At 45.7% G+C, this 19,685-nt stretch carries 16 protein-coding genes; 13 read left to right on the top strand and 3 right to left on the bottom strand.

The window, feature by feature from the left end; translation table 11 throughout:
* Positions 1 to 11: 11 nt before the first annotated feature.
* The gene (locus BN1234_RS02865) at positions 12 to 4,001 is read right to left on the bottom strand and encodes a glycoside hydrolase family 2 protein (RefSeq protein ID WP_054955154.1); all 3,990 of its coding nucleotides are present in this window, start codon (positions 3,999 to 4,001) and stop codon (positions 12 to 14) included.
* Between the two features lie 37 nt (positions 4,002 to 4,038).
* Positions 4,039 to 4,677 (bottom strand): hypothetical protein, encoded by a 639-nt coding sequence (locus BN1234_RS02870; RefSeq protein WP_054955155.1) that lies wholly within the window; start codon positions 4,675 to 4,677, stop codon positions 4,039 to 4,041.
* A gap of 94 nt (positions 4,678 to 4,771) precedes the next feature.
* Here BN1234_RS02870 and BN1234_RS02875 point away from each other — a divergent pair, with 94 nt between their 5' ends.
* Positions 4,772 to 5,632 carry a helix-turn-helix domain-containing protein gene (locus tag BN1234_RS02875; protein ID WP_054955156.1) on the top strand — a complete coding sequence of 287 codons (861 nt, stop codon included), beginning with the start codon at positions 4,772 to 4,774 and terminating at the stop codon, positions 5,630 to 5,632.
* 48 nt (positions 5,633 to 5,680) lie between these two features.
* On the opposite strand, the gene BN1234_RS02880 is transcribed toward BN1234_RS02875, so the two are convergent.
* Complete coding sequence (locus BN1234_RS02880) at positions 5,681 to 6,550, bottom strand: helix-turn-helix transcriptional regulator (RefSeq protein ID WP_054955157.1); 870 nt, start codon at positions 6,548 to 6,550, stop codon at positions 5,681 to 5,683.
* 159 nt (positions 6,551 to 6,709) lie between these two features.
* On the opposite strand from BN1234_RS02880, the gene BN1234_RS02885 reads away from it, so the two are divergent.
* From BN1234_RS02885 to BN1234_RS02940, 12 genes are all read left to right on the top strand, one after another.
* The gene (locus tag BN1234_RS02885) at positions 6,710 to 8,686 is read left to right on the top strand and encodes a beta-galactosidase trimerization domain-containing protein (protein ID WP_054955158.1); all 1,977 of its coding nucleotides are present in this window, start codon (positions 6,710 to 6,712) and stop codon (positions 8,684 to 8,686) included.
* A gap of 25 nt (positions 8,687 to 8,711) precedes the next feature.
* Complete coding sequence (locus BN1234_RS02890) at positions 8,712 to 9,845, top strand: serine hydrolase domain-containing protein (RefSeq protein ID WP_054955159.1); 1,134 nt, start codon at positions 8,712 to 8,714, stop codon at positions 9,843 to 9,845.
* Between the two features lie 21 nt (positions 9,846 to 9,866).
* On the top strand, positions 9,867 to 10,664 hold the full coding sequence (locus tag BN1234_RS02895; RefSeq protein ID WP_054955160.1) for a polysaccharide deacetylase family protein: 798 nt from the start codon (positions 9,867 to 9,869) through the stop codon (positions 10,662 to 10,664).
* A 30-nt stretch (positions 10,665 to 10,694) separates the two neighbouring features.
* A complete protein-coding gene (kduI, locus tag BN1234_RS02900; protein ID WP_156337127.1) occupies positions 10,695 to 11,525 on the top strand; it encodes a 5-dehydro-4-deoxy-D-glucuronate isomerase in 831 nt (276 codons plus the stop codon).
* 42 nt (positions 11,526 to 11,567) lie between these two features.
* Complete coding sequence (locus BN1234_RS02905) at positions 11,568 to 12,374, top strand: gluconate 5-dehydrogenase (RefSeq protein WP_054955162.1); 807 nt, start codon at positions 11,568 to 11,570, stop codon at positions 12,372 to 12,374.
* A 72-nt stretch (positions 12,375 to 12,446) separates the two neighbouring features.
* Positions 12,447 to 14,264, top strand: coding sequence for a DUF2264 domain-containing protein (locus BN1234_RS02910; protein WP_245640070.1), 1,818 nt, complete (start codon positions 12,447 to 12,449; stop codon positions 14,262 to 14,264).
* A gap of 21 nt (positions 14,265 to 14,285) precedes the next feature.
* Entirely contained in the window at positions 14,286 to 15,470 is a 1,185-nt protein-coding gene (locus BN1234_RS02915) for a glycoside hydrolase family 88 protein (RefSeq protein ID WP_245640071.1), read from the top strand.
* Between the two features lie 228 nt (positions 15,471 to 15,698).
* Positions 15,699 to 16,412, top strand: a complete 714-nt coding sequence (locus tag BN1234_RS02920) for a thioesterase domain-containing protein (protein ID WP_054955163.1) — start codon at positions 15,699 to 15,701, stop codon at positions 16,410 to 16,412.
* 221 nt (positions 16,413 to 16,633) lie between these two features.
* A complete protein-coding gene (locus BN1234_RS02925) occupies positions 16,634 to 16,963 on the top strand; it encodes a GntR family transcriptional regulator (RefSeq protein WP_245640072.1) in 330 nt (109 codons plus the stop codon).
* Positions 16,963 to 17,841 (top strand): ABC transporter ATP-binding protein, encoded by an 879-nt coding sequence (locus tag BN1234_RS02930; protein ID WP_054955165.1) that lies wholly within the window; start codon positions 16,963 to 16,965, stop codon positions 17,839 to 17,841. Before BN1234_RS02925 ends, BN1234_RS02930 begins: the two co-directional genes overlap by 1 nt.
* Positions 17,822 to 18,448 (top strand): ABC-2 transporter permease, encoded by a 627-nt coding sequence (locus BN1234_RS02935; protein ID WP_054955166.1) that lies wholly within the window; start codon positions 17,822 to 17,824, stop codon positions 18,446 to 18,448. The genes BN1234_RS02930 and BN1234_RS02935 overlap by 20 nt, the downstream gene beginning before the upstream one ends.
* Positions 18,449 to 18,681: 233 nt before the next feature.
* Complete coding sequence (locus BN1234_RS02940) at positions 18,682 to 19,581, top strand: hypothetical protein (protein WP_054955167.1); 900 nt, start codon at positions 18,682 to 18,684, stop codon at positions 19,579 to 19,581.
* The last annotated feature ends 104 nt before the right edge of the window (positions 19,582 to 19,685 follow it).

Raw genomic sequence — 19,685 nt, forward strand, 5'->3', positions numbered from 1 at the left:
CTAATCCGATCTTATTTAGGCTCAATTTCATCCAGGGTCAGGCTGTACTTTAAGTTCTTCATGTAGGAACCGTCCTTATTCATAAACACCATGCCGAACTGTAGTTCATCGGCAGTTCCATGGACGATCGCGATGAGCCGGTTGATACCGGATTGCAGTTCGATCTGCTTCTCCGGTTCCGAAACAAGGTCACCGTTCATATAAATCTCAAACGCACAGTTCGTGTTTATTTTCAGCTTTCCATGAAGGATGCCGCTGCCTTGGCCGCATTCCAAATCTGATATATCAACGAAGCAGCTCAGGAACCAGCGGTTTTGCTCAGCATTTGTGATCCTGAAAGTTCCGTCAGAAGAGTTTCGTTCTTTCTTAAGCATCCAGCCGTAAAGCCCCTCACCCAGATTGTTGAGCGAGAATTCCGGATCTGTATAATAGGCCTTCATCTCTTCGTAATTCACCCAAGGCTTACAAGGCAGCGCCATCACCTTTTCGACAGACCAATGTGGATCTCCTTTGGTACCACTCAGCAGCTTGTCGTTGAAGGAAGCTCCAAGATTAGCGAGCAGCCGCGAATATAAACGAATGGATTTGTCGCTCTTTCCTTCAAGCAGCAGTTGGGATATGACAATTAGTCCTTGTCCTGTGTTTGCCTGAATAACAAATTCTCCAGCAGGAGAAGCCTTCGCCTTGTTGAGCTCGACCAATGCCAGTCTGCTGTATTCGGAAGTATGCTCATTCACAAAATAATCCTTCCATGCTGTGCCTTCCACACTGGTGCAAAGAGCCGAGGTATTATCGGCATTCAGACTGAAAGAAGCGAGAGGATGATTCATGACTTCTCTTGGTGAAAGGAACACTTTGTCGAAACCGAAAAGATCAACCGGACTTAATCCCTGGGCAGCTGGTATATTGTAATCCGCCTCCAAGTGGTAAGTTTCATGGTGTGTAATGGTGACAGGGCGATTCAATAGTTCAGATATTGCGGCTTCTTGCCCTGATTCTGCCGGTAAAACCACGACTGTACCGCCTTGATGAGCATACTCGCTTATGGCAGAAGCAGTTTCAGAATTCACCAGGAGCTCCGGTTGAACACACAGGAGACCATAGTCCTTTATGAGCTCACTCGTGACACTCTCCACTACATCGAAGGAAAGGCTAATATTTCGTAAAAATTGCTCTGCTGATCCTCCCGGTTCTACGTATGCACCGGTACGAACCGTTGAAACTTCCGTGTTTCCTGCGTAGGCCACCATATTGCGAAGCAAGCAGCAAGCTGCAGGAACCTTATGGAAATGTTCCATGATCTGTAGTTGATTGGCGATAAATAGACCGTTTCCGTTTCGGTATTCCAGCAGCGGAGACCATAGATCCCCGCCGTCTCCGAAATCGCCCGCGCTGCATTCCAGTAACATATTGAAATTTCCAATGAGCGGCTTCTCGAAAGCGGCATGAATGATCGGAACTGGGCCATTTTCAAGGATCTGTTCATCCCAGTACATAAAGTCATCATTCTCCAAGCCTTCAAGAACAGGATGGTTATAGCTGCCCGCATGTGCCCTTATGAAGTCCTGCCGGGAAATCACCAGAGTTCCAGGAGACAGATGCTGCTGTTCTAACAGAAGCAGACGCCCACCCTTATCTACGAACTCTTGAAGAGACATCTCCAGACCGTCCTCATCCTCAAGTCTGCTGCCCGCAATGAGCAGATGGTCTGAGGAAAGATCCTTGATTTGTTTCGACTTTACTCGTGTGCAGTCTGGTACAAGCTTGTTTATGATACGGAGCTCTTGCTCCTGTCCAATAAAAGCAACCGGACGATCGACCAATACAGGATCTTTCTTCATATAAGAGGGGAATAGTTTGTAATGTAAATTCAACTCATGCACCTGCTCGTTATCGTGAAACATCACGGCACGGAGCTGGATTGATGATTTAACGCTGACTGGATCAGGACTCCATGAGACCGTAACTTGTCTGTGGTCAGCAGGCTCTTGAGAGAATTCCAGGTGCTCACTGTGCAGGAGCTTCCCTTCTTGATGAATCTTGAATTCGATTCGGGTCTTACTTGCATGGAACGTATCGTTATACACATCGAAGCTTCGAAGAATCGGCTTATCATCGAAGAATGAACGATTGTATTCTGCCGGAATCATGGTGGCTGCTTTGAAGGAAGCTTCCATGATCGGGAAAGACGGATTCTTTATATACGCCGGATAATCTTTCGGAAGAAGGCCGTTATTAAGCGTTAAAGAGTATTTCGGAATGACCTTCGGTTTGGGTCCTGGCGTGTCTAAATCAGAAGGAGGAAGCATAATATCGTGTTCCGGCATGGCCCGCATGAAGTAATGGGCGAAGTTGAAGGTGGATATTCCGGAAACTCCTTGTCGCCTTGCATATTCCACGTACAGCCGCTCCTTCTCAGCAAGACCTTTTACACAGTCATCTGTATTTTGATAAGCACATAATCCAACATACATACTGCTGTTTTGCGGACAGACATACCACCAGCCGCCATGCTCGCCAAACACCAGAGGTACCTTCCGATCCCACCCGTCAATCGTGCCATCAATGTTATAATGTCTGCTTTCGATCTCAGTGAGGTTCTTGGAGAGGAGACGATTATCACCTTCAAGAATGATGGGACGTGTAGCGTCCAACTCCCGAATGAGGTCCATCATCGAAGGAATATGTTGTTTGAAAATATCACGTCCATCGACCCAGCGCATCTCGTTTTGTAAGCTCCACAGGATGATGGACGGATGATTGCGGTCACGCTTCACCAGTCTGCGAACATGCGCTTTACAGTTTTCAATAAAATCAGGATGATCTGCCGCCATGGATTTGCTCGAACCGTAAATAGCCGTTTCATCAACAATGAGCATGCCCATTTCATCGGCGATATCAAGATAATAAGTCGGATGCGGCTCCGCATGCAGCCGAACGCAGTTAACGCCGGCCTCCTTGCACATCTGATACCAGTTACGTACATATTCCCGTGTTTGTTGAATTGTGCCCTGGAAATGCCAGGAATCGCCGCGCAGGTTAATGGGGGTGCCGTTAAGGATGAACTGCGGGCCTTCGGTCCAGATTTCCCGGAAGCCGAATCGTTCTTCCAGGCGATCAATGACCTCGTCACCGGCAAGAAGCTGTAATTCCAGCTTGTACAGAGTCGGTTGTTCAGGGTTCCAATACTTAGCGTCTTCCCAATCCAAGTGGAACTTCAGTCTGCTCGAATACCCCTGGCCGTTCACGACTAACGCCTCGGTTTCAGCCAGAAGAATAGGGAAGGACTTCGAATCATCGTTTTCACGTACAGAAAGAACTGCTTTATAGGATGTCTTCAGAGACTGCAAGGAGGGATGGATCACTGCAGCAGCTACATTCAGCCGGTTCTCACGTACCGAAGTGCGGATCGACACATCCGCGAGATAGACGTCCGGTCGGATTTCCAGATATACATCCTGCCAAATACCTCGGGCCATAAAACCGAACCAGGAGCCGACAAGGCCCGTGGTTTTCTGCTGCGCTGAAGGAATAACCACCTTATCAAAATTGCCGCATACCACATGAAGATCATGTTCGGCATCCTTCGTGACGAATTCAGTGATTTCCACCGAGAGCGGCAGGTAACCATCCTCCCACACAGTAATGAGGTGATGGTCCAGGTAAATAGCAGCCTTCTGCATGATTCCGTCCATCCGAAGAAAGATGCGCATTCCTGTAACGTCCATGGCTCGAGGCAACCGGAAGGTCCGGTGAAGAACTCCTGCTTCCGCTTGGGTCCATTCCTTAGGATACTGAAACAGATCATATGGGGCATACTCGTGCTCTGGAATCACCCCAAAATTCTTTCCCGGCAGTCTTTCGTAAGCGCTTCTCCAGCTGGAGGGAACTTGAACCTTCTGCTCTTCATAAACAAGATCGGCAGGGAGCTCGTAACCGGTCCCTTGCTCGTATAACGGCATGAAATTCCATTCGCCATTTAGGCAATGTTCGATACGCATGTCAGGTATACTCCTTTCATTTCATATTCCATATTCCTTATGCCCGGAGGATGAGCGGAATTTCCAGCCAGATCCGGGAGGGTTCCGCAGGTTGACTCCAGGGTATGAAGTGGGGTTCCATTGTTCCGGCCCAGTCAGTTGGTGTATTGGAAGTCGAGAGACCTCCTGAATAAGGAGGCATTTCGATCGTCGCCGGATCTTCGGAGTAGAAAAACATCAGATTTTCATGAAGACCAATCATTCCGTATTTATCGCCATCACCGGGCTTCTCCTCCTGGTACTGGTAATGGTAAAACACATAACGGGCTACTTTGTCCGGTTGGAGATGGGCAATTCTGGCATACGGCCTGGCTGAAGCATTTTTTCTTAACCAATGCTCCTCACTGATCGGATTTTGATAGTGAAAAATATCAGTCATAGGTATCCATCTTCTAGGATTACTTGTTCCGGGCCAAGCTTCCAAGGCGTCTTCGCAGTGAGCGAAGAGTTCATGAGGATCAACGGACTGAGCGGAACTTTCATAATAAAGAAAAAGCTGCATATCGAAATGAAACAGACTAAGATGACTGGCTCCGTGTTCTCTCATTCGGTTCTGAAGGGCAGGCAGAGTTTCACGAAATAATCGTTGCGGGTCCACATTCTCCCGGCAGTGAGCCCGGAATTGATAACGATGCATAAGGCACCTCCGTTTTATGTCTATCATCCTCATGTTACTGCAATACGTTTCACGATTCCTTGACGATAGTGACCTTCTTTAGCATAATAGTGACATGAGTAGAAAAAGCCACTACCGCGACCAGGGGCTGGAACCGGACTTTATTTTTCGCATACAGAAGTGCCCTTTAACCCATGATATTTCTATCCATCACCATGACTATTCCGAGCTGGTTGTCATTCTTGGAGGTACAGCAACCCACATTATTGAAGGAAGGGAGTACCCGATCTCCGCTGGACAAGTATTTTTCATCCACGGTAATGTTTCCCATGGCTATAAAGACGTGGACCATATTCAGTATGTCAACGTGATGTTTCATCCCGATCAGATCGCTCAACTGCAGGAACTGAAGCTGATGGCCGGCTTTCAAGCCTTATTTTATTTCGAACCGTTCTATCGGCAGGAAATGAACTTTAAAGGAATGCTTACCCTGAATGAGGAGCAGCTGCAGCAGGTTACGGGGTTGCTGGATGTAATCCTGGATGAGCATGACAACAGGCCGGAAGGTTACCGATTGCTTATCCGATCAACCTTTACGGCACTGATTGGTCTGCTCTCCCGTTACTATGTAGCTAACAATGGGTGGTCTCAGAATAAAGCGCTTCGAATCGCGGAATCCATTACATACCTGGAGGAACACTTTCAACAGCCTCTGAATCTGGAGATGCTTGCGGAAAAGGCCTATTTATCTAAAAGGCAATTCCTTCGAGAATTCGCAAGGAACTTCCATACGACGCCCATGGACTATGTAATCCGGCGTAGGCTGGATTATTCATGTACGCTTCTGCGTAATCCCGAGCTTTCCATTTTGCTAGTGGCACAAGAGAGCGGATTCCGTGACCAGAATTATTACGCTCGCCAGTTCAAGAAGATATACCTTTGTACACCTACGGAATACCGGGAAAAATATATATAAGCTTAATAAATAAACAGCAGGAACGAATTAACGTTCCTGCTGTTTTTGTTATGTCTGTCCCAATCGCGTGATGCGATACTGCCCGGGTGTCATTCCCATTTTTTTTCGAAATAAACGAATGAAATAATTCGGGTTCTCAATTCCAACCTGCACGCCGATTTCAGATATGGAAAGTCCTGTATTTTCCAAAAGAGATTTCGCTTTATTGATCTGAAGCTCATGAAGATATTGAAGCGGACTTAGTCCTGTGTATTTCTTCAGGCAGCGGGCGAGATAGTCGAAATGGAAATGAAGTGTTTCTTCCATATGCTTCGCATCGAAGGGACGCGTTACATGCTGCTGAAGATAGGTGATCGTTTGATCGCACAGGGTTCTGGAGCGCGAAGCATATTGCAAGCGAACAGCGGTCTGCAATTCTGTCAACAAGCCAGCCAGATGCGATTGCAGAGATAGGGAGGTTGCGGGTGACAAGCCTTGATGGAACTTCATCATTTGCTGCAGGAACGGGAGGATGCTTGGAATATGCAATGTGGTGAACTTTGGAATATACATGACCTGCCGGTGCGGTGTGACATCAAAATTAGAACCTTTCGTGAAAGGGACCGACCATGGAATTTGCCCACTGTCTACCATTCGGACAGGTGCGGGGTGAACGAAGTGGAGCCAGTAAATTTCGGTATCCTCCTCACAAGGTCGATACCCGACATGTTGGCGGTTCGGCTCGAGCACAAGCATGGAGCCTTCTCTGATTTCGAAAGGCACATCCTCTTCCGATATGTACAATGTGCCCTTCATCACGAACAGCATGTCATACACATCAAAGCTACGTCTCAGATGCTGCTGCCCCGGTTCCCAGATCGAGTGACCGATCGTTACTAATTGCGGGAGCGGTGGGATGGTTAATTCAAGACAATTCATAACAGGCAGCCCTTTCCATCTGTTAATTATGTTTCTATTGTATCATGAACAGAAATAAGAGTGGTCTAAAATGTGCTATAAAAAGTCGTCTTTGAACCTATCCGTTCAATGTTAGAAGCACTATATTAAAGTTATATGAATGGGAAAGGAAGAGAAATCATGCGATTCCGTCAAGTTCATCTAGACTTCCATACTTCGGAGGTCATTACCCCGATCGGGGACCGTTTTGACAAAAAACAGTTTCAGGAAATGCTGAAGCTAGGGCATGTGGATTCCATAACCGTGTTTTCCAAATGCCATCACGGCTGGGCTTACCATCCATCGGAGGCCAATGAGATTCATCCAGGGTTAAGCTACGATTTGCTTGCGGCCCAGATCGAGGCAGCCCATGAAATCAATGTGAAAACACCGGTATATCTTTCTGCTGGATTAGATGAAAAACTAGCCCGGCGGCATCCAGAATGGCTCATCCGTGACATTAATGATCGAACGAATTGGGCCGATGGCTTCATGGAACCAGGCTATCATAAGTTTTGCATGAACTCTCCATATCTCGATATCCTGATCAAGCAGATCCAGGAAGTTCTGCTTCGATATGATGCGGACGGATTGTTTCTAGATATTGTAGGTGTAAGCAAATGCTACTGTCATAACTGCGTTGAAACGATACGCCGCCAAGGGAAGGACCCTCGTGATGAGGAAGCAATGAAGGTCCTTTGGGAGAACACATACGCTAATTATACAGGCAGGGTAAAGGATACCGTAGAATCGATAAAGCCAGGTCTGCCCATTTTTCATAACGGTGGACATATAAAACGAGGACGACGAGACTTGGCTTCAATGAATACTCATTTGGAACTGGAGTCGCTGCCTACAGGTGGATGGGGTTATGACCATTTCCCGCTTTCGGCAAGGTACGTACAGACGCTTGGAGTCAACTTTCTTGGCATGACCGGTAAATTCCATACCGCTTGGGGGGAATTCGGCGGATATAAGCATCCGAATGCACTCCGTTATGAAGCTGCACTTAGCCTCGCCCATGGTGCAAGATGTTCGATTGGAGATCAGCTGCAGCCTGACGGATTTATGGATCCGGTAACCTATGAAATAATCGGTAAGGCATACCGGGAGGTCGAGAGCAAGGAGGCATGGTGCGTAAATACAACGAACGTTGCGGATGTAGCCATTTTGTCATTAGAAGCAACAGGCGTGCATCCAAAAGCCAAACAAAACGGAAGTCTAGCAGATTCAGATGTAGGTGCTACACGAATGTTGCTGGAGGGTAAAATCCTATTCGATATCATTGATATGGAGCATGATTTCTCGGCTTATCAAGTATTGATTTTGCCGGATTATGTGGCAGTGAATGGCGAGTTGAAGAACAAGTTAGATATGTTTTTGAAGCAGGGAGGCAAGATTCTCGCTACAGGTTGGTCGGGTCTAGATCAAGACTGCACTTCCTTCACCTTTGACTTTGGAGCTCGGTATCTGGGGGTTAATCCTTACCGCCCTGATTATTTCCGTCCTTTGTTCAAACCTGCAAGCATGGGAGCGGCATCCTTTATTATGTATTCGGAAGGCCAGAAGCTCGAACTTGACGGCGGGACTGAGCTTGGAAGCAGGGAAGACTCTTATTTTAACCGCGATGTCTTGACCTTCTGCTCGCACCAACATACACCTTGCAGCCATGTTTATGGAGGACCTGGAATGGTGGAGAGCAGCAGCGGAATTTATATGGCTTGGAACGTGTTTGAGGATTACGCAAACCAAGGAAGTCTGATATTGAAGGAGACGATCCTGTACGCGCTGGACCGCCTGCTGCAGTCTAAAAAGACGCTGAATACCAATCTGCCAGCTCAAGGCGTGACCACTTTGCAGGAACAGAAGGAAGAGAAACGACTGGTCAATCACCTGCTGTATGCGTCACCGGTTCGTCGTGGGAAAAGCATCGAAGTGATTGAGGATATTCTGCCTCTATATGATGTTGAGGTGTCTATTCGGACTCCCCGTCATGTGAAAAATGTGTATTTGGCGCCGCAAAACCAGCCTATTTCCTATACATTCGAGAATGGCTCGGTCTTCTACACCATTCCAAAGCTTGAATGCCATCAGATGGTCGTTATCGAGTACGAGTGAATTAGGATAGGAAGGAAGCAGAACGATGGACTTCAAACCGCTATCAAAGTTTATTGACCGAATTACGGATTGGCGTATTCCCTGGGCAGAGGTTCTCGTTCTGCACCAGAATCACGAGGTGTTCCGGTACCGCCGAGGCTATGCCGACTTGGAAGGATGTATTCCCATCCACGAAAATCAGATCATTCGGCTTTATTCCCTGACAAAGATTATGACCTGCACAGCAGCACTTCAGCTTGTTGAGAAGGGAGAACTGCTGTTAAATGATCCGCTGTCGAATTATCTTCCCGAGTATGGAGAGATGACTGTGAAGATGACCTTACCCAGCGGTGAGGTTACATTCGAGAAAGCAATGAGACCGATCAGGGTACGGGATCTCTTTACCATGTCGGCGGGATTATCTTACGATATCCATTCGCCATCTATCCTGGAAGTCGTAAGACGCACCGACGGCAGAGCTCCGACCCGCGAGGTTGCGGCAGCGATTGCTAAAGAACCGCTCCTGTTCGAACCAGGTTCAAGGTGGAGCTACAGTTTGAGCCATGATGTACTTGCCGCTTTAGTTGAGGTGGTTGGAGGAAGAAAGTTCGGCACTTACATTCGGGATGAAATCACCGGCCCACTTGGTATGCGTGATACCGGCTTCGATGTACCGGAGGAGGATCGAAGCCGTTTGGCCACACAGTATGAATACAGTGAGTCTTTAGGCAAACCTATTCGCAAGGATGGGAACGATTACCGGATCGGGTCAGAATACGAGAGCGGCGGTGCCGGATTATTCTCTACAGTGAACGATTACGCTGTATTTCTGAATACGCTTACCAATAAGGGAACAAGCCCTGAAGGCATACGGATACTGGCAGCAGAGACGGTGGAGCTTATGCGAACGAATCACTTGACTGAGGCTATGCGCAGTCATTTCTCGTGGTCGCAATTAGCGGGATATGGATATGGCTTGGGTGTTCGGACTCATATGTTGAGAGAGATTAGCGGATCACTTAGCCCGCTCGGTGAATTCGGTTGGAGCGGCGCTGCCGGTGCTCTGGCTATCATCGATCCTGCCTCTCAGTTGACCGTCATGTATGCCCAGCATATGTTAAACAACCAGGAACCCTATGTACATCCTCGTTTGAGAAATCTGGTCTACACTTGTCTGTAATATAGTTTGAGGGGAATCGGTATGAGAATTCGTTATGATCGTTTTCCGGGTGGGGTTCACAAGGCAATCACCCTGAGCTTTGATGATGGGCAGGTTCATGACAGGAGACTGGTCGAGAAGTTTAATGAATATGGCCTCAAAGGTTCGTTTCACTTAAACAGCGGTACACTTGGAAGAGAAGGATTTCTTACGAGGGAGGAAATCCGTCCTCTGTTCATGGGCCATGAAGTATCGGCTCATACCGTAAGCCATCCTTTTCTTGAACAGTCCCCGATCGAACAAATGGTTCAGGAAATCACGGAGGATCGCAAGAAGCTGGAAGCGCTTGTTGGTTATCCCGTGCGGGGAATGAGCTACCCGTTTGGTACACACAACGATCAACTTGTCTCGTTATTGCCTTCGCTTGGGATCGAGTATGCCCGAACAACAGCAAACGAGCTTGGCTTTAATATGCCCTCAGATTTCCTGAGATGGGATCCTACCTGTCATTATCGGCAAATGGTAGACTATGCCGAACAATTATTGGCTTTAAAACAGAGACATACCAAGATGGCTCTTCTGTATGTTTGGGGACACAGCTATGAATTTGAAAATGATAACAATTGGGGTTTGATCGACCGGTTTGGAGAGCTTGTTGCCGGAAATGAAAATATCTGGTTTGCTACCAACGCTGAAATCGTTTCTTATATGCATGCATTGAGGCAGCTTCGTTTCTCAGCCGATTACCGGATTGTTCATAATCCATCGGCACAAAGTGTATGGATAAGCGTAGAAGCGGATGCCGTTGAGTTGGCGGGAGGCCAATTGACTAATCTATGAAATCAGGAGGAATTACAAACGATGCAAACTATGGAGACGCGTTATGCCTTTGCACCACAGTCAATCGAACGCATGACAACCGAGGAATTGCGCAAGGAGTTTTTAGTGGAGCAGGTGTTTGTTCCCGGTGAAATTCGCCTGACTTATACGCATAATGATCGTTTGATATTTGGAGGCGTTACACCTGCGGGAAAGCCGCTCGAAATTAATCTCAGTAAAGATTTAGGTGTCGAGTATTTTCTGGAGCGTCGTGAATTAGGCGTAATCAATATTGGTGGTCCCGGATTTATTACGATCGATGGCTTACAAGAGCCAATGAACAACCAGGATGGCTATTATATCGGCAAAGAAACGAAAGAAGTACGGTTTGCTAGCGAAGATGCCAGTAATCCAGCGAAATTTTATGTTGCTTCCAGTCCGGCGCATCATAAGTACCCGAATGTACGCATTTCCATTGAAAATATTAAGCCGATGGAGACTGGTTCAGATAACACGATGAATAAGCGTAAAATCTATCAGTATATTCATCCGAATGTATGCCAGTCATGTCAGCTGCAGCTGGGTTATACACATCTAGAGGAAGGCAGTGCGTGGAACACGATGCCGTGCCACACGCATGAGCGTCGTATGGAAGCATACGTATACTTCGATTTGGAAGGTGACAACAAGGTATTTCACTTCATGGGCAAACCTGATGAGACGAAGCATCTTGTCGTCGGCAATGAGCAAGCGATTATAAGCCCAAGCTGGTCTATTCATACGGGCGTTGGCACAAGCAACTATACGTTTATTTGGGCAATGTGCGGCGAGAATATCACATACACGGATATGGATATGGTCGCTATGAACGATCTAAAGTAGATACCAATTACCCATAGATCATTAAGAAAGGGGAGTGTTTGGATGTCACCATTTTCAGTAGATCGTTTCCGTCTTGATGGTAAAGTCGCTCTCGTTACGGGTGCAGTGCATGGGATTGGATTTGAAATGGCATGTTCTATGGCACAAGCAGGGGCTAAGGTGGTTTTTAATCATTTTAATCAAGAGGGTGTTGAACGCGGTTCAGCAGCATATAAGGAAGCGGGAATTGAGGCTCGTGGATATGTGTGTGATGTAACCGATGAGCCAAGTGTACAGGCGATGGTTCAGCAGGTTGAGGCTGAAATCGGAGTCATCGATATTCTAGTCAACAATGCAGGTATTATTAAGCGGATTCCAATGACAGAAATGAGCGCGGAAGAGTTTCGTCAAGTAATTGATATCGATTTGAACGGACCATTCATTGTGTCCAAAGCAGTGATTCCAGGGATGATTAAAAAGGGCGGCGGTAAAATTATTAACATTTGCTCGATGATGAGTGAATTAGGACGGGAGACCGTGTCTGCTTATGCTGCTGCCAAAGGCGGTCTAAAGATGTTAACCCGCAATATCGCTTCGGAATACGGCAAATATAACATCCAGTGTAATGGTATCGGACCAGGCTACTTTGCTACGCCACAAACAGCACCATTACGTGAACGTCAAGCTGATGGCAGCCGTCATCCCTTTGATTCGTTTATCATTGCCAAGACGCCTGCAGAGCGCTGGGGAGAAACGGAAGATTTAGCAGGTCCAGCGGTGTTCCTGGCTTCACCAGCGAGTGACTTTGTCAACGGGCATATTCTATATGTCGATGGCGGGATCCTTGCCTACATTGGCAAGCAGCCATAATCTCGAATACGAAGCCGAAACAGAGACTAATCTTTTTGCTGTTAGTCTTTGTTAAAGGAAGAGGGAATTCGTGTGATCGAAGAAATACGCAGGAATCGATGGAATAATCGGGACGTAATAGCGGCAGCCTTCCTGTCGATGGTGCAGCCGCTCAGATCACGGTTAGCAGAACAGCCGGGGCATTTAGCTCTAGGAACCCATGGCACTGTATATACTGAAAATCGCAGACATGCGGAAGGATTCTTAAGAATGCTATGGGGACTCGGCCCATTTCTTGTTCATTATAATGACGAGCAGCTTGAACAGCAATATCGGTGCGGCCTTACCGCAGGCTGCAGCCCTCTCGGCGATCATTATTATGGCGAGACTACGGACTATGATCAGCTATTGGTCGAGATGGCATCGATCGCCACAACCCTGCTGCTTGCACCGCACCGAACATGGGATGTTCTTACCAGGACGGAACAGCAGCATTTGGCGGATTGGCTCTGGCAAATTAATGAGCGGCGTTTACCACCGAACAACTGGCACTTCTTTCGCATCCTAGTGAATGTGGCATTGAAACGATTAGGAATGAAATATTCACAGGAGATGATCGAACAAGATTTCACCTTGATTGAGTCGTGCTATGCAGGCGATGGGTGGTATTTTGACGGGGTGGACCAGCAATTTGATTATTACATCCCGTGGGCGTTTCATTACTATAGCTTAATCTATGTTAAGTTCATGGCGGATGAAGATCCGGAGCGGGCAGCTAAGTTGAAAGAACGGGCTGTTCTCTTTGCCCGCAGCTATCAATACTGGTTTGATTGTAAGGGGGAGGCCATTCCTTTTGGCCGCAGTCTAACATATCGCTTTGCTCAAGCAAGCTTCTGGAGCGCACTTGTATTTGCGGATGTAGAAGCACTGCCTTGGGGCGTCATTAAAGGTCTGTATGCGCGCAATATGCGAAGCTGGATGAATCATCATATTTTTACGACAGATGGCATGTTAAGCGTGGGCTATCATTATCAGAATTTGGTGATGGGTGAAGGATATAATGGTACGGGTTCTCCGTATTGGGCGTTCAAGAGCTTCTTGCTGCTGGCCGTTGCCGAGGATCATCCTTATTGGCATACAGAGGAAGCAGAGCAAATGATATCATCTTGCCGCTTGTCGCTGCCCAGTATGAAGGCGATGATTGAACATACTCATCATTCACAGCATGTGCTTATGTACCCGGCAGGTCAATTTATTGGCTATCAAAATCATGCATGTGCGAAGTATTCTAAGTTTGTTTACTCTACCTTGTTTGGCTTTAGTGTGCCGCGCAGTAACTATTATTACTATGAAGGTGCTTTTGATAGTGTGCTTGCTGTTAGTGAGGATGGCGTACATTATCGTGACAAGCCGCTCGATCTAAGCTATGAGCTGCATGAAGACTATATTGTACATCACTGGCAGCCGCTATTGGGAGTTCAAATATGCAGTACGATTGTGCCATGTGGTGACAGTCATGTACGTATTCACCAGTTGGAAACGAGCCGGGCTTTAATAGCTTATGATGCCAGTTTCTCAGCACCGTTCCTCACTGCCAGCAGTGACGACAAAGCAGTAATCGATACAAGCAAGGCAAGTTACGATTCGCCTGTCGGTTTCACGATCGCAAAGGCTATTGCAGGTTTCAAGCAGGCGGAGATTATTCGCACCGAGCCGAATACCAATCTATTCTATGAGCGAACATTGATGCCTGCACTGCGTGCTGAGCTTAAACCAGGCAAGCATCTATTAGTAAGTGTGATGGCAGGAGTTCCAACGGGTTGCAAGTTGAAGCTGCCTGAGGTGAAGCTGGAAAAGGATAGAGTCGTAATTCACTATCATGAGCATACGACAACGGTGAACGTTAATTAGAATAAGAGAGGACTGGATGCGATGTCTACAAATGGGGTACAGCAAACAACGGATATGCAAGTGAATGAGCTTTATATCCAGGCAATTGAGGACATTCTATCGAAAACGCTTATGAATATTGATAGGTTTGAAACTCGCTTTCCACATGCGAGCATTGATGAAAAATATATATTGAATGATAACGATGATTGGACAAATGGCTTTTGGTCGGGAATACTGTGGTTATGTTATGAATATTCACAAGATGAACGATATCTTAAGGCAGCTGAAGGGACGGTAGCTAGTTTTCGCCAGCGGCTGGATCAGCAATTCAACCTGGACCACCATGATATTGGATTCCTGTATAGTTTGTCTGCCAAGGCACAGTGGATTATAACAGGGGATGAAAGTGCACGTGAGTTGGCTCTTGCTGCTGCGGATGTATTAATGAAACGCTGGCGGAACACGAACGACGGCAGCGGTTATATTCAAGCTTGGGGAGCAAAGGATAACGAGCATGAAGCAGGAAGGATTATTATTGATTGCTTGCTTAATTTGCCGTTATTGTATTGGGCAAGTGAGCAGACAGGTGATCCGAAGTACCGTGAAGCAGCAGAGATTCAGGCTGAGAGAACACGGCGCTATCTCGTTAGAGGAGACGATAGCTCGTATCATACTTTTTTCTTCGATGTGCAGACGGGTATTCCGATCGGTGGAGCAACACATCAAGGATATAACAACGGTTCAACTTGGACGAGGGGGCAAGCATGGGGAGTATACGGGTTTGCATTATCCTACCGTTATACCGGGAATGCGGCATTTCTGGAGACATCCAAGCGTATGGCACGCTATTTCCTTGAGCATTTACCCGAGGACAGCGTTGCCTATTGGGATTTCAATGCTCCTCCAGCTGATGATACATATCGCGATAGTTCAGCCTCAGCGATTGTAGCAGCCGGACTGGTCGAGATTATCTCACATTTGGATGCTGCTGACCCAGATCGGCTTTATTTTGAGGAGATGCTGGCCATCAGTATGCAATCGCTGATTAACAACTATGCTACGATCGGTGATGATGCAGCAGAAGGCTTCCTTAAGCATGGCTCGTATCATGTTCTTGGTGGATTCTCCCCTGATGACTATACGATTTGGGGCGATTATTACTATCTGGAAGCACTAATGCGTCTTGCAAAAGGTATACCTGGTTATTGGTATGGACGTAAATAGATCTATAATAATCAAAGCCTCCCTCTCGTCCACAAATGAGAGGGAGGCTTTTAAAATGAGGATACAACTGACGATATATTCCTATTTAAAATGCATTAAGTAGGGTAAAATCATTATTGCCTTCAAAGGAGAGTAGATGGTGCTTGACTAAAGATATGGGTATATCCTATATGAAGAAGTAGAATAAGAAGCTTATATTTATTATTTATAAAGAGGGGCTGTGGCATCATGTTCGTGACTCTCATATCCTCCAACAGCACATGTAATGCAGATTGCCGAACAGTCATCTTCTTTTTTGCCGGTGTTTTGACTTACCGTAATAATTTCGAAGATGCAGCGAGGGAGCTAGCTCTGAAATATAGAAATGCCAAGATCGTGGCGATCTTTCCCTATGGAACCGCAAATGGGTTAGAGGGCAGATCATTAATGCGATTGCTCGTCAGGCAACTTGCTCAGGCAGGCTATGACCTGTCCCATGACCGATCGAAAAGAGTAATAGAAGCATCCCAAATCATCCGCGATCATGCAGAAAGCGCAAAACTTCTGATCCTGATCGGCCATAGTGCCGGAGGTGTTATTGCTTATAGAACTGCACTTTACTTAGAGGAGAGTTTTGGTCTTCGGTGTACCCAGGTTTTTGCTGTGGGCAGTCCGAAGTTTCACTTGAAAGACATTCCGTTTAATGAGCGATTTACTTATATTACAGGTCAGAACCCGGACAGGGTCACTCATATTGGAAGGTGGCGCAAGCGAGGCTCCAAAGTTTACCGAGGAAAGCCAGGGCGTGAAATTCAACTAGAGTTTAATCCGGATCACCAGAAATGGCGATTTCATGCTTCGTATTTTCTAAAATCATCCTGGAACGATTCGAACAAAATACTCCATACGAATTCAGAGGATCTGATGGCAAAGATCTATGAAATAGTTCCAGGTGATTCATAGTTACTTAATAAATATTATGTAAACCATAATTTTAGAAGCTGTCTAATCGTAGTTCACTACGAAAGGGCAGCTTCACTGTTTTATATGTCAGGGAGTTGACGATAAAGTATATAGTGTATATATTATATATATACGGTATATACTCGTAAAAAGCAGTGAGGTGAAATATCATCAAAGTTATTTTATCCAATTCATCCAGTGATCCAATCTATATACAGATCATGAACCAGATCAGGCAGAGCATTCTAAGTGGTGAATTAAGTGCTGGGGACAGCCTTCCTTCCATCAGGCAGCTGGCCAAGGAGCTGCAAGTTAGCGTAATTACAACTAAGCGTGCTTATGAAGAACTCGAAAAGGAACAGCTTATAGACTCCATCGTGGGTAAGGGATGTTTCGTATCCGGGGCTAATAAGGACTTTATACGGGAGCAGCGAATGAAACGGTTAGAAGAAAAAATGCTGGAGATCATTCGGGAAAGCAAGGAATTAAATATGAGCAGACAAGATCTGATTGATCATTTGACTGTATTGTTTGAGGAGGAAGAAATGTAATGAACGCAATTGAATTACATAATCTATCAAAAGCATACTCTTTATTTAAGGTTGATCAGGTATCTTTGAATGTTAAGAAAGGCTATATCACAGGTCTGATTGGTCCTAATGGCGCTGGTAAAAGCACGTTGATCAAGATGATGCTTGGCATGATCCGTCCGGACTCTGGCAGTATAACCATTTTGGGCCGTGAAATGCCTGGAGATGAGGTAGATATAAAGCAGCGTGTTGGTATTGTGTCGGATGATTGCTTCTATTATGACCATCTTACGATTCGTGACACGAAGAATATGATCGCACCTTTTTATCAGAAATGGAATGAACAGAAATTTAATAGTTATCTTGATCAATTTGAGTTGTCTAACAAAATGAAAGTTCAAAATTTATCTAAAGGGATGAAGGTGAAGCTGGCTCTTGCGATTGCTTTGTCCCATGAAGCAGAGCTATTAATCATGGATGAGCCGACATCCGGACTTGATCCGATATTTAGAAGGGAAATGCTCGATCTTCTTACGGATATGATGCAGGACGAGAAAAACACCATTCTGTTCTCAACCCACATAACGACAGATTTGGACCGTATTGCTGACTACATTACCTTCATTAATCGCGGGCAGACTGTATTCAATGAAGCTAAAGAAGATCTGTTTGAAAAATACGCGATCGTGAAAGGTGATGTCCAGCTTCTTGATTCCGATATTCGAAAAATGTTTCTTGGGCTTCGTGAAACATCTGTTGGTTTTGAGGGCTTGGTTAGCAATAAGCCGGAGGCAGAAATGCTCTTCGGCCATTATGCAGTTTTGGAAGAACCTTCTTTAGAAGATATCATGTATTTTACAACCCGGGGAGGACGTGTCGATGCTTCATTTGCTTCGTAAAGATTTCATAGCCTTAAAAAGCTCACTTTGGATGGTGCTTTTTTTTCTCGCGGTATATAGTATTGTTTTCATTCCAAAAAGTGAATTGTCCATGTATTTTGTAGGGATATATACAGCTTTCGCTTCCATATTTCTTGTAACGAATATCGATATTAAAAACAATAACCATACCTTTTTGGTCACACTGCCGGTTAGCCGTAAACATATTATCCAAGCCAAATTCATAACAGCTGTAGTATTCATGCTTCTCGGGGTGTTCGCCAACTATGGAATACACTGGATTGCAAAATTAGCTTTCCCGCAATTTCAAAAGCCGGACTATTCTCTATTATCTATATTGATTCCAATTGGAGCCGTGCTTATCTTAATTTCGATCTATATGCCTTTATTTTATGCTCTAAACAAAAAAGGTACCGGAATTATAAACATCGTATTTTTAATAACATTAGTTATTTTATCGGAGCCAACAGCTATGCTTATAACTTTGGTGAACGGGGAAGATTTCTACAACGATCCGGTTATGCTATTACTCCCAATCGGCATCTTACTGATATTTGTGGCTTCTTACTTCTTAACGGTAAAATTGTTCACTAGAAAAGACCTATGATTCCATAATTACTTCCCTGTAGAGACAAAGGAACCTATCTAAATACCTAAATCGGGACCACCGCTAATATCGGATATGATCGATCGGGAGTTTATAGACGAAAAGAATCATTTTTCCGGGAAATTCGATGAAATGGGTGTACTCCGGCTGTGGTATGTAATACGATCAGACAAATGTCTTTTTTGCTAAATAACATGTAAAAATGGGCTGTATCGTTAATGGAGGGAAAAATTGTGAAAATTTCGAAAGCAATTTTGATTGTACTAGGTGGCATTTGTTTGGTAGCAACAGGCTGTACTGATGAGAAAAAAGCAGATCAAAAAAATACAGAAAAGATAGAGCAGACGGTGGTAACACTCGAGAAATCATCACAAAATGGAAAGGATATCAGAATACCGCACAACGAGCGTCTGAATTTATCCACTGACCAGAAGTGGATTGAGGAACAGGGACACCAGTCCGACCTGATACGGCTGCAATGGACGGCGGAAAGGGCCAAACCGGCGATTGCATGGGCCGACGAGAAAGGAAAAGATAAAACAGCGATCATCTCCCACGAAAAAGCCAATAATCCGGAGCAGCAGGACCATAAGCATATCTCGATCGAAACTACAATGTCCCCGACAGGTCAACATGCAGACCAGTTATTTACCCGCTTTGAAATCCCCTATGACACCGATGTAAGTGAGATTCGTACCCATTCATCCAATTTCAATGTAATGAGCGGAGTTCTGCGGGTAGCAGGTGAAAGCGAAACCAACCGGGACCTTCAGTTCAGTAAGTCCGGCAATGACAATGCAACAACACCAAGATGGACAGTACGGGCAGACAACTCCAAGGAGTCCGGGGACAATACGGGGACCAACCTGCAGTTTGTCCGTTATGGTGATGATGGCGAAGTGATCGATGCACCGCTTACGATACAGCGCACTAACGGTAATATAGGAGTTGGCGCGAATGACCCGGACACCAAGCTTGATATAAACGGAGACAAGCTGCGAATCCGCGAAAAGTATACGCCTGCTTCCTCCAAAGCTTCCTGCAGTCAAGGGCAAATGGCTTGGGACGATCAGTATGTCTATGTCTGTGTTGCCGAGGACAGCTGGAAAAGAACTGAATTATCAACTTGGTAGCTACATAGAGAATTAAGTGGCAAGCAGCCGGCAGCATTTTATTCAGATGTTGTTATTATTTATGAAATATGTTCATAAACCTTTGTTAGCAGGAACAAAGGAGG

Source organism: Paenibacillus dakarensis (genome assembly GCF_001373415.1).
Lineage (GTDB): Bacteria > Bacillota > Bacilli > Paenibacillales > Paenibacillaceae > Paenibacillus_AQ > Paenibacillus_AQ dakarensis.

Bases quoted from the DNA above. Each gene is read 5' to 3' on its own strand.
- BN1234_RS02880 (WP_054955157.1), bottom strand. From the start codon at position 6,550: ATGAATTGTCTTGAATTAACCATCCCACCGCTCCCGCAATTAGTAACG.
- BN1234_RS02895 (WP_054955160.1), top strand. From the start codon at position 9,867: ATGAGAATTCGTTATGATCGTTTTCCGGGTGGGGTTCACAAGGCAATC.
- BN1234_RS02925 (WP_245640072.1), top strand. From the start codon at position 16,634: ATGAACCAGATCAGGCAGAGCATTCTAAGTGGTGAATTAAGTGCTGGG.
- BN1234_RS02915 (WP_245640071.1), top strand. From the start codon at position 14,286: ATGTCTACAAATGGGGTACAGCAAACAACGGATATGCAAGTGAATGAG.
- BN1234_RS02930 (WP_054955165.1), top strand. From the start codon at position 16,963: ATGAACGCAATTGAATTACATAATCTATCAAAAGCATACTCTTTATTT.
- BN1234_RS02935 (WP_054955166.1), top strand. From the start codon at position 17,822: ATGCTTCATTTGCTTCGTAAAGATTTCATAGCCTTAAAAAGCTCACTT.
- BN1234_RS02875 (WP_054955156.1), top strand. From the start codon at position 4,772: ATGAGTAGAAAAAGCCACTACCGCGACCAGGGGCTGGAACCGGACTTT.
- BN1234_RS02920 (WP_054955163.1), top strand. From the start codon at position 15,699: ATGTTCGTGACTCTCATATCCTCCAACAGCACATGTAATGCAGATTGC.
- BN1234_RS02865 (WP_054955154.1), bottom strand. From the start codon at position 4,001: ATGCGTATCGAACATTGCCTAAATGGCGAATGGAATTTCATGCCGTTA.
- BN1234_RS02890 (WP_054955159.1), top strand. From the start codon at position 8,712: ATGGACTTCAAACCGCTATCAAAGTTTATTGACCGAATTACGGATTGG.
- BN1234_RS02870 (WP_054955155.1), bottom strand. From the start codon at position 4,677: ATGCATCGTTATCAATTCCGGGCTCACTGCCGGGAGAATGTGGACCCG.
- BN1234_RS02905 (WP_054955162.1), top strand. From the start codon at position 11,568: ATGTCACCATTTTCAGTAGATCGTTTCCGTCTTGATGGTAAAGTCGCT.
- BN1234_RS02885 (WP_054955158.1), top strand. From the start codon at position 6,710: ATGCGATTCCGTCAAGTTCATCTAGACTTCCATACTTCGGAGGTCATT.
- kduI (WP_156337127.1), top strand. From the start codon at position 10,695: ATGGAGACGCGTTATGCCTTTGCACCACAGTCAATCGAACGCATGACA.